Annotated in this window: 16 protein-coding genes; 8 read left to right on the plus strand and 8 right to left on the minus strand. The window is 58.2% G+C overall.

Annotated elements, in window-relative coordinates:
- The first annotated feature begins 42 nt into the window (after positions 1–42).
- Complete coding sequence (locus tag FFS64_RS28445) at positions 43–741, plus strand: response regulator (RefSeq protein ID WP_137808074.1); 699 nt, start codon at positions 43–45, stop codon at positions 739–741.
- 132 nt (positions 742–873) lie between these two features.
- Here the strand turns inward: FFS64_RS28445 and FFS64_RS28450 are convergent, their stop codons facing one another.
- On the minus strand, positions 874–1914 hold the full coding sequence (locus FFS64_RS28450; RefSeq protein ID WP_137808075.1) for a patatin-like phospholipase family protein: 1041 nt from the start codon (positions 1912–1914) through the stop codon (positions 874–876).
- 214 nt (positions 1915–2128) lie between these two features.
- On the opposite strand from FFS64_RS28450, the gene FFS64_RS28455 reads away from it, so the two are divergent.
- The 3 genes from FFS64_RS28455 (at position 2129) to FFS64_RS28465 (ending at position 4298) form a co-directional block, all read left to right on the plus strand.
- Complete coding sequence (locus FFS64_RS28455; protein ID WP_137808076.1) at positions 2129–2407, plus strand: hypothetical protein; 279 nt, start codon at positions 2129–2131, stop codon at positions 2405–2407.
- Positions 2408–2508: 101 nt separating this feature from the next.
- Positions 2509–3267 carry a CHAD domain-containing protein gene (locus FFS64_RS28460; protein ID WP_137808077.1) on the plus strand — a complete coding sequence of 253 codons (759 nt, stop codon included), beginning with the start codon at positions 2509–2511 and terminating at the stop codon, positions 3265–3267.
- Positions 3268–3500: 233 nt separating this feature from the next.
- Entirely contained in the window at positions 3501–4298 is a 798-nt protein-coding gene (locus FFS64_RS28465) for an acyl-CoA thioesterase II (RefSeq protein WP_137808078.1), read from the plus strand.
- Here FFS64_RS28465 and FFS64_RS28470 read toward each other — a convergent pair whose 3' ends face one another.
- The 3 genes from FFS64_RS28470 to FFS64_RS28480 all read right to left on the minus strand — a co-directional run bounded on the left by FFS64_RS28470 (position 4299) and on the right by FFS64_RS28480 (position 7247).
- Positions 4299–4664 carry an Mpo1-like protein gene (locus FFS64_RS28470; protein ID WP_137808079.1) on the minus strand — a complete coding sequence of 122 codons (366 nt, stop codon included), beginning with the start codon at positions 4662–4664 and terminating at the stop codon, positions 4299–4301.
- A 146-nt stretch (positions 4665–4810) separates the two neighbouring features.
- Complete coding sequence (locus FFS64_RS28475; protein WP_137808080.1) at positions 4811–6292, minus strand: methyl-accepting chemotaxis protein; 1482 nt, start codon at positions 6290–6292, stop codon at positions 4811–4813.
- Positions 6293–6437: 145 nt separating this feature from the next.
- On the minus strand, positions 6438–7247 hold the full coding sequence (locus FFS64_RS28480; protein WP_137808081.1) for a TatD family hydrolase: 810 nt from the start codon (positions 7245–7247) through the stop codon (positions 6438–6440).
- A 237-nt stretch (positions 7248–7484) separates the two neighbouring features.
- Between FFS64_RS28480 and FFS64_RS28485 the strand changes: the two genes are divergently transcribed.
- From FFS64_RS28485 to FFS64_RS28500, 4 genes are all read left to right on the plus strand, one after another.
- Positions 7485–8906 carry a transglycosylase SLT domain-containing protein gene (locus FFS64_RS28485; RefSeq protein ID WP_137808082.1) on the plus strand — a complete coding sequence of 474 codons (1422 nt, stop codon included), beginning with the start codon at positions 7485–7487 and terminating at the stop codon, positions 8904–8906.
- A 103-nt stretch (positions 8907–9009) separates the two neighbouring features.
- Positions 9010–9444 (plus strand): DoxX family protein, encoded by a 435-nt coding sequence (locus tag FFS64_RS28490; protein ID WP_137808083.1) that lies wholly within the window; start codon positions 9010–9012, stop codon positions 9442–9444.
- 128 nt (positions 9445–9572) lie between these two features.
- Entirely contained in the window at positions 9573–9989 is a 417-nt protein-coding gene (locus FFS64_RS28495; protein ID WP_256660573.1) for a glycine zipper domain-containing protein, read from the plus strand.
- Between the two features lie 157 nt (positions 9990–10146).
- Complete coding sequence (locus FFS64_RS28500) at positions 10147–10359, plus strand: hypothetical protein (protein ID WP_137808085.1); 213 nt, start codon at positions 10147–10149, stop codon at positions 10357–10359.
- Between the two features lie 570 nt (positions 10360–10929).
- Here the strand turns inward: FFS64_RS28500 and FFS64_RS28510 are convergent.
- From FFS64_RS28510 to FFS64_RS28525, 4 genes are all read right to left on the minus strand, one after another.
- Entirely contained in the window at positions 10930–11229 is a 300-nt protein-coding gene (locus FFS64_RS28510) for a transposase (protein WP_171017154.1), read from the minus strand.
- 30 nt (positions 11230–11259) lie between these two features.
- A complete protein-coding gene (locus FFS64_RS31915) occupies positions 11260–11424 on the minus strand; it encodes a hypothetical protein (protein ID WP_256660574.1) in 165 nt (54 codons plus the stop codon).
- Between the two features lie 300 nt (positions 11425–11724).
- Positions 11725–12120 (minus strand): hypothetical protein, encoded by a 396-nt coding sequence (locus FFS64_RS28520; RefSeq protein WP_137808089.1) that lies wholly within the window; start codon positions 12118–12120, stop codon positions 11725–11727.
- A partial coding sequence (locus FFS64_RS28525) for an RHS repeat-associated core domain-containing protein (protein ID WP_177498740.1) occupies positions 12117–13099 on the minus strand: 983 nt, incomplete at its 5' end. The genes FFS64_RS28525 and FFS64_RS28520, both read right to left, overlap by 4 nt.

The following is a 13099-nucleotide window of genomic DNA, read 5'->3' on the forward strand; positions in this document are numbered from 1 at the left end:
CTTGCGCTACTCTTTTCCACCTCTTCAGATTGATGTGAATCCATGAGCCAGACCGCGACCATTTTGGTCATCGACGACGAACCGCAGATCCGCAAATTCCTGCGCATCAGCCTCGTTTCCCAAGGCTACAAAGTGCTGGAGGCGGGCACCGGTAACGAAGGGCTGGCCCAGGCCGCGCTGAACAAACCGGACCTGCTGGTACTCGATCTCGGTTTGCCGGACATGGACGGCCAACAGGTGTTGCGTGAGTTTCGCGAGTGGTCGGTGGCGCCGGTGCTGGTGCTCTCGGTGCGTGCCGGCGAAGGGCAGAAGGTTGAAGCGCTGGACGGTGGCGCCAATGACTACGTGACCAAACCCTTCGGTATCCAGGAATTCCTGGCGCGGATCCGCGCGCTGTTGCGACAGGCACCGGTGGGCGAAGCCCAGCAAGCCGCGCTGAGCTTCGGCCCGCTGACGGTGGACCTGGCGTTTCGCCGAGTGCTGCTCGACGGCAGCGAAGTCGCCCTGACCCGCAAGGAATACGCCGTGCTGGCGCAACTGGCGCGCCATCCGGGACGGGTCATCACCCAGCAGCAACTGCTCAAGGACATCTGGGGACCGACCCACACCGAAGACAGCCATTACCTGCGGATCGTGGTCGGGCATTTGCGGCAGAAACTGGCGGATGATCCGACGCGACCACGGTTTATCGTGACGGAGGCGGGGGTGGGGTATCGGTTGTTGAGTGAGGGTGGCCTTTAGGTTTTTTATTGCCTGACCCGGTCTCATCGCGGGCAAGCCCGCTCCCACAAGGATATGCGTTTGTCGATACACCACGGCTGTCTGTGGGAGCGGGCTTGCCCGCGATGAGGTTCTCTTGTTCAACGGAGAACCTCAGGAATCCCGATCATTCTCATACCGATCCAGCGTATCGCGCGCAATCTCCCGTCCCAGCGCGATCAACTCCGGCGCCTTGTAGAACTCGAAAAACCGGCACACCCGCTTCGGCACGTTGATCAGGATGTCAGGCGGATAACCGGCGATCTTGTACTGCGCCAACGAAGTTTGCATCACCTCGAAGCTCTGGTTGATCAGATCCAGCAAGGACGCAGGTCCTACGTTGTCGATAATGAACGAGCCGGTGGCGGATTTCGGAGCACCGTCGCGTTCGGGCGCGGCTGCCGGTTGCTGGGCTTCGGGTTCGGCGGACTCGACCCAGGGATTGATGTCGGCCGCCTCCGCCATCAACGCTTCTTTTTCCAGTAGCAACAACTGCTCGGCGGGTTTGCGCCGGAATGGCAGCTTCGAACCGAGCGAGTTGATCAGGCTGTCGAAGCGGGTCTTGAACGCGGCGGGACGCTGGATTACCGGCAGTTGATAGTGACGCTGGTTGGTGGAGTTGAGATTGACCGCGATGATCAAGTCGCAATGGCTCGAGACCACCGGCACGATCGGCAACGGGTTGAGAATGCCGCCGTCCACCAGCATGCGATTGCCCTGCATCACCGGGGTAAACAGGCTGGGAATCGCCGCCGAGGCGCGCATGGCCTGGTGCAGGCAACCTTCCTGGAACCAGATCTCCTGCTGGTTGGTCAGGTCGGTGGCCACGGCCGTGTAGGGAATGCGCAGGTCTTCGATATTGATCTCGCCGACAATCTTGCGGATCTGCCCGAACACCTTTTCCCCACGAATCGCGCCCAGGCGAAAACTGACATCCACCAGGCGCAGTACATCGAGGTAATCCAGGCTTTCGATCCAGTCGCGATACTCATCCAGCTTGCCGGCGGCGTAGATCCCGCCGACCACCGCTCCCATGGAACAACCGGCGATGCAGGCAATGTCGTAGCCACGCCGTTCAATCTCCTGGATGACGCCAATATGGGCATAACCCCGGGCTCCACCCGAGCCCAACACCAGTGCGACACGCTTTTTCATGAATCGCCCTCGTTTGAATGGTTCAACAATGCGCCCATCGAAGGGCGCGCTTCAATCGCAAGGTCGCTCAGTGAAGTGAGTGCGTCGTTTTATTGTTATGGCGGCACTTGATTATTCTCGCCAGCGCTATAGCTTGCGCAGGCGATGGACGGCACTTTTCCCGTGCCGGACCGTCCTACCTGCATGACTGTTTCTTATCTTTGAGGTGTGAGTGATGAAAGCCTGGATCTGTGTGCCATTGATTGCCCTGGTACTTGCCGGTTGCGCCGGTAAAACCGCCTATCGCGACAGCTGCGGCAGCAGTCTCGACGCGGCGTGGCGTGAACTGGACCTGGCCAAGGCCGAGGGTTTCGCCGGGACTGTCAGCTACTCCAAAGCCCTGTCACTGTTGACCGCGGCCAAGACCCAACAGCAATTCGAAGGCTTTGAAGGCTGCACCAGGAAAGCCGAGAAGGCGCGTTTCTATATTCGCGAATCCCGCGCGGGGCGATAGAAGCAGCTACAAGCTCTAAGCTTCAAGCTACAAGATCACCTTGCTGCAATTCAACTTGCCGCTTGAAGCTTGCCGCTTGCAGCTGTTTACGGAGTAAACCCATGATTAATCGCTTGGTGGCCCATGTCCTGGGCCTGGAAGTTCGTTTGCTGGCGTGTCAGGCCCGCTTGAGTGCCCGCACCGATCCGGAAGCCTTGCACGACCTTCGTACCACGGTGCGCCGGTTGCGCAGCCTGCTGCGGCCATTGCGCGGCTTGCCGGGCGTCGAACAGTTGGAGACGGCGGCCTCCGGGGTCGGCGATCTGACCACGCCATTGCGCGATCGCGAGGTGCTGGCGGCCTACCTGCTCGAGCATGAGCAAGCCGAAGCCGCACAACGGCGCATGGCGCAGATGGCCCGGGCGTATCCGGCAGTGGCGACTAGCACCGAGCTTGCGCAGTTGCTGATGATCCTCGACGCTTTTCCGCGTTTCTTGCGGGCGTCCCAGCGGTCGGGGTTGCTCAAGGGCCTGGGTAAACGCATCGAAAAACGCCTGGCCAAGCAGTGGAAGAAACTCGACGAAGCCCTGCACGATCCCGCCCACGACCGTCATCGTTTGCGACTTTTGATCAAGCGCGTGCGTTATGGCATCGAAGCCTATCCCGAGCTGGATCGTTTGCCGAAAGCGGCGTTGTCCAGGCTCAAGGCGGCGCAGGGCGCTTTGGGGGACTGGCATGACTGTCTGCAATGGTTGGCCATGGCAGAGAAAGAGATGGATTTGCAACCCTGTGTCGCGACCTGGAAAACCACAATGGCCGAGGCCGAAGAACGCTCCGACCGCGTCCTCGACAAACTGGACAAGGCCTGTTTCAAATCCTGATACAAGCGCATTTCCCTTGTGGGAGCGGGCTTGCTCGCGAAGACGGCGGCACATCCAACATAGTTGTGACTGACAGACCGCTTTCGCGAGCAAGCTCGCTCCCACAGGATCTTTGTGTATGGCATGAGTAGCGAGCCGGCTCATCTGCCGGTGAATTTGGCCGGAATACGCGCTGTACAGCCTTCGCCGGCTGGTTAAGATCCCTTCATCCTTTTTTCGCCCCTGAGGTTTTCATGCGCTTTTCCGATCTGCTCGACGCTGTCCGCCGCCAACCGCTGGAGCTGACCATCCCGGCCGGATGGGCGCAGGGGCGTGCCAGTTTCGGTGGCCTGGTGGCCGCCTTGCAGTACGAAGCCATGCGCGCAAAGGTGCCGGCGGATCGTCCGGTGCGCTCGCTGGCGATCACCTTCGTTGGTCCGGTGGAACCCGAAGTGCCGGTCAGTTTTGAAGTCGATGTGTTGCGCGAGGGCAAGGCCGTCAGCCAGGTGCTGGGCCGGGCAATGCAGAAGGGGCAGGTGGTGACCATGATCCAGGGCAGCTTCGGCGCCTCGCGAGCTTCGGAAGTGGCCGTGATCGCGCAACCGGCGCCGGAAATGAAGCATTGGGACGACTGCCAGGAACTGCCGTTCATTGAAGGTGTGATCCCGGAGTTCATGCGCCATCTGGCGATGCGCTGGAGTGTCGGCGGGCTGCCGTTCACCGGCAACACCTCGCGCCAGATGGGCGGCTGGGTGCGGTTGCGTGGTGATGTGAAGGAAGAGGCGATCAGCGAAGCCCACATTCTGGCGCTGGTGGACGCCTGGCCACCGGCCGTGATGCCGCACCTGAAGAAACCGGCCATGGGCAGCACGCTGACCTGGACCATCGAATTCGTCCAGCCCCTGCTGGAGCTGAGTACACTGGACTGGTGCAAATACCTCGTCGAAACCGAACATGCCACCGACGGCTACGGCCATGCCGCGGCGAATCTGTGGGATGTGGAAGGCCGCTTGATTGCCATGAGTCGGCAGACGGTGACAGTCTTTGCCTGATCAATGACGGCGGTGGCGCTCACGCCAGGCGCGCCACCAGCCACCACTGAGGAAAAACCGCGGAAAGGTCAGGAACTGCTCGACCATCAGGCGCGACACCGCATCCTTGCGATCACTGAACGGTTCGGACGCTTGCGCTTCCAGGCTGTGACCGTGACGCTGCAACCCCAGCGCGGCGATCACGCCTATGATGCCGATGGCGACGTTCGCCAGATTCAGGCCGAACACCCCGGAAACAATCAACAGAAACGCGACGATAAACAGCGGCACGGCGATCAGGTGCAACACCAGATTGGTCGGGTGCTGGTGATTGTTCGGGTAGGCACGCCATTGCCAGGCGGGAAGATTGGGGTGACGTTTGCCCATGATGCTGATCCTCGAATCCATGTGAACTACATGATTGAAGGATAGGCCCGGCCAATGCGGGCGGCGAATCAAGGATGGCTATCGAAGTGATAGGGGCCATGGGCAATATTGATGTTGACCTGGCGAGTCCCTTCGCGAGCAGGCCCTTACAGCTTGAGCTGCCCTATGGCCTTGCTCAACTCCCCGGCCAACAACGCCAACTCATTACTGGTAATCGCCGAAGCGACCGTCTGCTGCACGGTGTTCTCGGTGACATCACGGATGCTCACCACCGCCCGGTTCATCTCTTCCGCCACCTGGCTCTGCTGCTCGGCCGCCACTGCGATCTGGGTATTGCTTTCACGCATCTGCGCCACCGCCCCGGTGATTTGCGCCAGGGCAGTGCCAGCCTCTTGCGCCTGTTGAACGCAGTCGTCGGCCTTGAACGAACTCTCCTGCATGAAGTCCACGGCATCCCGGGTGCCGGCCTGCAGCGCCGCCACCATCACGGTGATCTCGTCAGTGGACGTCTGCACACGCTTGGCCAGGTTGCGCACTTCATCGGCGACCACCGCAAAGCCACGGCCCATTTCACCGGCCCTGGCTGCTTCAATCGCGGCGTTCAGCGCCAGCAGGTTGGTCTGCTCGGCAATGCTGTGGATCACATTGACCACACCGTTGATCTTCTGGCTGTCTTCGGCCAGACACTGAATCATCTCGGCGGTCTGCTGCACCCCGGTGGACAAACCGGCAATCGACTGCTGTACGCGCATGACCACCGCCTGCCCGCTGCCGGCCAGGGTATCGGCCGATTGCGAGAGGTCGCGGGTGGCGCCGGCATGCTGGGCGATGTGGTGGACCGTGGCGGTCATTTCGTTGATCGCGGTGGCGGCCTGATCGGTTTCACTCTGCTGGCCCAACATGCCGTGGCGTACTTCATTCATGCTCGACGCCAGCCGAGCGGCGCCGTCGTCCAGTTGGCGAGCAGTGTTGGCGACGGTGTTGACCACCCGTTGATAACCGGCCTGCATGGCATTGAACGCATTGGCCATCTGCCCGACTTCGTCGTTGCATGCCAGCGGGACGCGAGCCGAGAGGTCGCCGGTTTTTTCGACATGGAGCATCACGTCTTTCAAGGTATTGAGTTGGCTGAGCAGGAAGCGGATCAGCAATTGCGACGCGCCGAGCATCGCCAGCATCAGGATGAACACCGCCACGGCATAGTTCGTGAAGCGCTCGCCGAACACCTGGCTCAGGCTCGGACCCTGGGCAATCACCGCGACCTGCTGGCCGTCCGCGCGTGTGAATACCTCGGCGCCAATGAGCAGGTTGTCACCGAAAATCGGCAGGGCGTTGATCTCGACCCAGCCGTTTGCATTGCTCAATTCAGGTATGGGTTGCCCATTGAGTACCGGTGCCTGGCCGCGGCTGAAGGTCAACAGGTTCTCGGCTTTGGGCAGAGGCTGCCCGGCGGGCCAGGCGCTGAGCAAATGCGCCTGGGTCTGGGCCGATGCCTGGGCTGCGTGGTTGCGGGCCTGCTGTTCGAGTTGAACGGCGTACAGCACCAACAGCAGGGTCGTGACGAAGGCGACGGCATTGACCGCCCAGAATTTGTATTTCAGCGAGATATTGCTAAGCCAGGCACCCATGGAGGTCTTCTCTGATAGCGGAAACAGTTTTGGCAAGGTGCCAGCATTTTGCCGCTATTCAGGGTGCCGAATCTTGATATGGATCAACAGGCACTGCATTCCCTTGTGGGAGCGGGCAAGCCCGCTCCCACAGGAATTTGTCTGTTTATAGGGGAGGGGGGGGCAACCCGTAAAACGCCCGCGCGCAGGCGGTGGTGTGCGCCGCCAGGTCTTCCTGAGTCTCCCCACGGTGCAACGCCACCTCCCGCAACACTTCCGTCAGGTACGCCGGTTCGTTGCGACCATTTTTCGGCTTTGGACGCAGGCTGCGCGGCAGCAGGTACGGTGCATCGCTTTCGAGCATCAGGCGTCCGCGCTTGATCTCTTTGACCAGCGGATGCAAATGCGTGCCCCGGCGTTCGTCGCAGATCCAGCCGGTTATGCCGATGTGCAGGTCCATGTCGAGGTAACTGAACAGCGCCTTTTGTTCCCCGGTGAAGCAGTGCACGACCGCCGCCGGCAATTGGTCGCGGTAGTCACGCAGGATCTCCAGCAGACGCTGACTGGCATCGCGCTCATGCAGGAACACCGGCAACTGCAACTCGACCGCCAGCGCCAGGTGCTCTTCCAGGACTTTTTCCTGTTGCGGGCGGGGCGAGAAATCACGGTTGAAATCCAGGCCGCATTCACCCACGGCAACCACGTTCGACTCCTTGAGCAGACTGCGCAGGTGGCGGGCGCTGTCGGCGTTCCAGTCGCTGGCGGCGTGGGGGTGAATGCCGGCGGTGGCGAACAGCCGTTGCCCGCTTTGATCCAGTTGCCGGCACAGCTCCAGCGCCTGCTCGCTGCCCTCGACGTTGGTGCCGGTGAGCACCAATTGACAGACACCGGCGGCATAGGCCCGGTCGAGTACAGCCTGGTGTTTGTCGGCAAAGCTGGGGTTGGTCAGGTTGACGCCGATATCGATGAGTTGCATGGTGCTACCTCGGACCAAAGGCCGGAAAGCATATCAGAGCTGTAGATTTATAAGAAAAACCAAGAACTACAACGAGTTATAGCTGTCTTTTGATTCCGCGAGGCAGGACAGGATGGTCAAAGTGCCATCACTGTGCCAGTCTTTCGCACTTTGCCAGCGTCTCAGGCGCCCGGTTTCAGACATTTTGATTGCATGAAAATACCCATGCGATCGACCCGAATTCTTTCCGGAGAGTGGATGATTCGTCCCTCGGTTTTGCTACTGCTGTGTTGTTCGCTGCTGCTGCCGATGTCGGCGGTTGCGCGTCTGCCCGGACCGCTGCAAGCCGTGCCGGCGGCCAAGGTGCGCGACCTGACGGAAATTCGCAGCAGTCGCGTGTTGCGGGTCCTGGTTAACCAGAGCCGCAACAGTTCCGGCGAAGTCCAGGGCCAGGCCATCGGCGTCGAATATCACCGTTTGCGCGCCTTCGAGCAGTACCTCAACGGTCACGCCCGTGACGGTCAGGAAATCACCCTCAAGATCATCCCCAAGGCCAAGGATCAACTGCTCGGCGCATTGCAGCGCGGGGAGGGCGACCTGGTGGCTCCCGGGGAATTACTCGACCTGCGCCCGGGTTTCGCCGTCAGCACCAGCGAACCGATTGCCAGCAACATTCCCTTGGTGTTGGTGGGGATCAAGGGCGAACGTCGCTACACCCGCCTCGAACAACTGTCGGGCAAAACCCTCGCGCTGCCCACCGGCAGTGCCGCTGGCGATGCGGTCAGCCAGATCAATCAGAAACTCGCCCTGAACAAGCTGCCTCCGGTCAATATCGAATGGGTCGACCCAAGCCTGGCGGTCGAGGATGTGCTGGAGATGGTCCAGGGGGGGATCTTTCACCTGACCATCGTCGAGCAACCGATTGTCGAGCGTTGGGGCAAGATCCTGCCGAAGTTGCGCCTGGACCGGCAGGTGCAGATCAGCGAGCCGGGCGAGGAGTACTGGTTCGTGCGCCGCGATGCATCGATGCTGCGGGCCAGCATTGACCGATTCCTCGGCGGCTACAAAAAACCGTCGGATCAGGACGCGGCTTTTCTGCGGATCTATCGGCGTCTCTATCAAGTCCATTATCCCTTGGCCAAGGCTGACCGCCAGCGTCTGGAAAAGCTTCGCCCGGTGTTGCAGAAACACGCCGACGCCCAAGGCATGGACTGGCTGAATCTGGCGGCGTTGGCGTTCAAGGAGTCCGGCCTGCAACCCAAGGCCCGCAGCGGCGGCGCTCCGACCGGCCTGATGCAAATCACGCCATCCGCGGCCCAGCGGGTGGGGGTCAGCAATATTCACGATCTCGATGCCAATGTGCAGGCCGGGGCCAAGTACCTGGCGATGATTCGCCGCAAGTTCTTCGCCAGTCCCAAGCTCAACGAGCGCGAGCGCATGGCCTTTGTGTTGGCGGCCTACAACATCGGCCCGGAACGGGTTCAGGGGATGCGTACCGAGGCGCGGCGGCGGGGCTTGAATCCCAATCAGTGGTTCTTTCAGGTTGAGCGCATCGCCATGGAGCAGGTGGGAATGGGACCTGTCAGCTATGTTAATAGCGTGAACAAGTATTACCTGGCGTTCGATCGGGAGCGGGAGTCGTTGGAGCCCCAGGGGCAAAAGGTTGTCCTGCGGAAATGATCGAATAAACTGAAGTGTTATAGCGGTTTTTTGCGCTTTAAATATAATTTTTACTGATTAATATGGCGGCCAACCAACACACACTCACAATGGATGACACAGCATGAGCACACTGATCAACAAGGTTCTGTTTACCCGCGCCGGCTACGGCCTGACCGTTCTGCGAATTTTTGTCGGCATCATCTTCGCTGCCCACGGCGCGCAGAAACTCTTCGGCGCGTTCGGTGGTTACGGCCTGGCCGGCACCGCGCAGTACATGGAAAGCATCGGCCTGGCGCCGGGCTATCTGATGGCGATGCTGGCGGGCGGGACCGAGTTCTTCGGCGGTCTGGCACTGATCATCGGCCTGCTGGCGCGCCCGGCAGCTTTGGGACTGACTTTCCTGTCGCTGGTGGCGATCTTCTCGGTGCACATCAGTAACGGTCTGTTCATGGCCAACAACGGCTATGAGTTTGCCCTGGCCCTGCTCGGTGGCAGCATCGCGGTATTGATCGAAGGGGCTGGCAAACTGTCGGCCGACCGGGCTATCGCGGGTTGATTGATACCGCTCAGCGAACGTTTCTGTGTTTAGCCGCTCAAAGCTCTACACCCCTGAGAAATTCGAGGCACGCTATGACAGCGAATTGCAAAGGCAAGGAAGTTAACGGCCACCAGGCTCCACGTCTCATGTTGCCTGCCCTGGTATTCGGGCTCTTGCTCTCACCGCTGGCCATGGCGGCCGGTGACGGCACCGCAGCGGTGGGCGGTGGTCTTGGCGGAGCGCTGGGTAATGTGGTCGGGGGGCAATTGGGCGGCAGTACCGGCGCTGCAATTGGTGCCGGTGTGGGTGGCGCGGCCGGTAGTGCGGTCGGCGCCTCCAAGGGCAGCCGTACTGAAGCGGCGGTCGGCGGCGGTCTGGGGGCGGCGAGCGGTTCAGTGATCGGTAACAGCATTGGCGGCTCAACCGGCTCGACCATCGGTGCGGGCCTTGGTGGGGCGGCAGGTGGCGCCGTCGGCAACAACCTGGGCAGCGATAACGACAGCCATTCCGGTGGCGGTCACAAACATAAACACAAGCATAAACACAAAAATAAACACCACTGAGTCGGCAATGCCGACAACGGAAACCCGGCCATGCTCCGGGTTTTTTCATTTTTGTTGCAGGGTTGGATTGACCGATTGTCTGCCTGATCGAACGTGCAGCCTCGCTGCGGCCTCGAAATTCCAGGGCCTGCCTTCAAGGTTCTTTGCGAGGTGCACCATGAGCGCTGATCCGAAAGACACCGACGTTGACGATACCCCCGAGTATCCGCTGCCTTCACCGACCGACCCTTTGAGCCGCGATCAGCGTCCACCCGACGATGACGCGGGTGTCGAGCAAGTCCCCAATGAAGACGTCAGACGCACCGACGTCGAGGTGACCCCGGATAACCCGGACATTGCCGATAAAGATGGTTCCAGCGAACCCAGTTGATTCGCGCCCCTCGATGCCATGCCGCTCGTCGATTGAATGGCACACCTGAAAAGTGGCTGCTGCCAGAAGTCAGGTAAGCCACTTTGGAAGGAGTGCACCATGATCAAGTCAAAATTCACGGCCCTGACAGTGGCCGGATTGTTGTCACTCGGTTCATGGGGGGCATTGGCCGGCAACGATGCGCCAGTCGACAAGGGCGGCATGCCGCCATCCACGGAAATGAACGCGGGCTCGGGGCCCGAGAATGCACTTCCGCCGGGCACGATTGGCGGTGGGAATGGTGGGGATGCCAATGGGAGCAGCACCAGCGCGGGGGAGAGCAGAGGGGCAGGGAGCGGTGGAAGTACGATGGGGAGCGGTTCTGGGAGTGGGTCTGGAGGATCAGGTAGTTCGGGGGATAGTTCGGGGCGTTCTGGAGGCTAAATTGGTCAAATTTTTGGTGATTAAAACCCGGCAGATTGCTGGGCTTTTGGCTTGTTAAAAATTAAAACAAGTCCTCGTTTAAAGTTTTCATGCGCTTATAGTGCTATTAAGAATCTGCCGTTAGAGCTATCCAAGGATATGTTCTAACTAAGCCTTTGATACTGTCAGTTTTTTTTTTGTGTGCGGGCCAGTAATGGCCTGCCACAAGGCAGACCTCAGTTTCACCACGTTGACCTGATAAACCGATCCGTCGGTCGGGAAGTGTTCCCTAGTCTTGATGATCTTGCGCAATTGGGCGTTGATGCTCTCGATCACATTGGTTGTGTAAATCACTTTTCGAATGGTCGGCGGGAACATGAAAACGGGGTGACTCGATCCCAGGCCCGTCGCCAAGCGGCCACCACAGTCGGATATTGTTTCCCAAGGTCCATTTTCGAACGCATCCAAAGCGTGCTCGTCGGCGTTGTTGTGTTGCAGCTAGTCAGCATCACCGAAAGAATTCCGCCATTGACGGTGAAAGGCTCGCTGTTCTTCTATGTCGCTCGTAATATTTTGATCCTCAAAATCAAAAATACTGACAATTTGATCGAAAGAGGCTTTTTCTCCCAGCTTCGTTTCGTAAGCAATTGCTCCATTGCTCATTTGAGAACACATTGAGGACGGGAAAACATTGATTTTCGCTCCTTTACAAAGGAATTGTATATCAGGGAACTCTAGCCTAATTTGTGCGAGACATGAGTATAAGTCATGATCGGTATAGGTTTTTCTAAATCCGTTTTTTCTAATAAATGTTAATTTACTGTAGTGGTCTATTAAGATGGCGGTCTCTATGGTGTTCTTGAGTTTTATTTTGATTTTTCTTTTGGGCATAGGTGTATTAAGCTTTCCGCAGGGTTGTATCAAATGTGAATTGGTGATTGGCTGGTTTGGTGTTATTTGAATTTATTTTCGGGCTAGCGACTCTAACCATTTTTTATAAAATTTTTTTTGTTCTTCAATGTCGTTTGTAATGTGTTCATCTTCGTAGTCGAAGATTCGTACTAAGTCTTCGTCCTCGCTAGGCTTTCCAATTTTTAGTTCGTATGCGACAAGCCCCTTTGACATCTGGGATGACATTCTTGAAGGATGAACATTTAACTTTGAACCTTTGCAAAGAAATTTAATTTCAGGGTGGTCAGCTCTTAACATGCCGAAGCATATATATAAATCGTAGGCAGAGTAAGATTTTTTAAATCCATTTTTCATTTCAAGTGTAAGTGTTGGTTCTCTTCTGTCAAACTCAATAGTGGCCGTTTCAATATTGCCTTTTATATCAATCATTATTTTAATTTGCTTCATGGTTTCTTCCTATATGGGTTGGGTATTGAGAATCCTTTGTAGCTGCCATCATCATAGACGGGCGTGGCACCGACGATATCATCATTTTTTATTCCACCAGGAAATGCGATTTCAACTTCTCGCCTGTGGGGTGACATTAGACCGAGCTCCTTGTTTACATCTATTCCGTTGATGTTTTTCAGTACGTAAATATACCCATCGATAAGTCCATAGCCGGTAGCAAATCTTTTTGCTTCACTTTCTTTGGTTGACGTGCTGACGAAGTAGCTAGGAGGATTTCGGTTGTCCACGGCGTGTAAATAAAGATCGGTACTATCTCCCCAAGGCTCAAATCCGGCCTCAAAAATTTCCCAAGGTTCTCTATCATCCCCTCGATAGAGATAATAATTTTCTTTTGGACTTGGAGGACTGGGCTCCCCCTCATCAACCTTAACCTTCGCGCTCGGATCCCGCTCCCCCGTCGCCGGCTTCTTGCATCCACCCGCACCCGGACAATCGGCCAACCCCAACGGATCCACCCACCCCGTCGGATTCGGCACATACCGATAGGCATTCAACCCGCCGGCCAGCTTCACCGGGTCGGGTGTCAGGTAGCGTCCCGTGTCGGGGTGGTAGTAGCGATGGCGGTTGTAGTGCAGGCCGCTTTCGGCGTCGAAGTACTGGCCCTGGAAGCGCAGCGGTTGCTCGAGTTGTTCGCCGCCGCCGTGGGTCAGTTGGCTGAGCTTGCCGTAGGCGGTGTATTTCGCCGACCAGACGATGTCGCCGCCGTAGTCGGTGAGTTCCTGCGGGGTGCCGAGATGGTCGAGTTGGTAGTAGAACGGGCAGGCTTTTTTCGGGCCTTTGCCGTCGAGCAGCGCCAGGGGGCTGAAGCTGCCGGGTTCGTAGAGGTAGCTGCGGTAGTGGGTTGGGCTGCTTTCGGCGACGAGTTGGTCGCCCTGCCAGAAGAAGCGGGTGGTGTGGCCGTCGACGGTCTTGGCGA

The organism is Pseudomonas sp. G(2018) (genome assembly GCF_005502415.1).
Classification (GTDB): Bacteria; Pseudomonadota; Gammaproteobacteria; order Pseudomonadales; family Pseudomonadaceae; genus Aquipseudomonas.

Coding starts and splice junctions, on each gene's coding strand:
- FFS64_RS28445 (WP_137808074.1), top strand. CDS start 43: ATGAGCCAGACCGCGACCATTTTGGTCATCGACGACGAACCGCAGATC.
- FFS64_RS28450 (WP_137808075.1), bottom strand. CDS start 1,914: ATGAAAAAGCGTGTCGCACTGGTGTTGGGCTCGGGTGGAGCCCGGGGT.
- FFS64_RS28455 (WP_137808076.1), top strand. CDS start 2,129: ATGAAAGCCTGGATCTGTGTGCCATTGATTGCCCTGGTACTTGCCGGT.
- FFS64_RS28460 (WP_137808077.1), top strand. CDS start 2,509: ATGATTAATCGCTTGGTGGCCCATGTCCTGGGCCTGGAAGTTCGTTTG.
- FFS64_RS28465 (WP_137808078.1), top strand. CDS start 3,501: ATGCGCTTTTCCGATCTGCTCGACGCTGTCCGCCGCCAACCGCTGGAG.
- FFS64_RS28470 (WP_137808079.1), bottom strand. CDS start 4,664: ATGGGCAAACGTCACCCCAATCTTCCCGCCTGGCAATGGCGTGCCTAC.
- FFS64_RS28475 (WP_137808080.1), bottom strand. CDS start 6,292: ATGGGTGCCTGGCTTAGCAATATCTCGCTGAAATACAAATTCTGGGCG.
- FFS64_RS28480 (WP_137808081.1), bottom strand. CDS start 7,247: ATGCAACTCATCGATATCGGCGTCAACCTGACCAACCCCAGCTTTGCC.
- FFS64_RS28485 (WP_137808082.1), top strand. CDS start 7,485: ATGATTCGTCCCTCGGTTTTGCTACTGCTGTGTTGTTCGCTGCTGCTG.
- FFS64_RS28490 (WP_137808083.1), top strand. CDS start 9,010: ATGAGCACACTGATCAACAAGGTTCTGTTTACCCGCGCCGGCTACGGC.
- FFS64_RS28495 (WP_256660573.1), top strand. CDS start 9,573: ATGTTGCCTGCCCTGGTATTCGGGCTCTTGCTCTCACCGCTGGCCATG.
- FFS64_RS28500 (WP_137808085.1), top strand. CDS start 10,147: ATGAGCGCTGATCCGAAAGACACCGACGTTGACGATACCCCCGAGTAT.
- FFS64_RS31915 (WP_256660574.1), bottom strand. CDS start 11,424: ATGAGCAATGGAGCAATTGCTTACGAAACGAAGCTGGGAGAAAAAGCC.
- FFS64_RS28520 (WP_137808089.1), bottom strand. CDS start 12,120: ATGAAGCAAATTAAAATAATGATTGATATAAAAGGCAATATTGAAACG.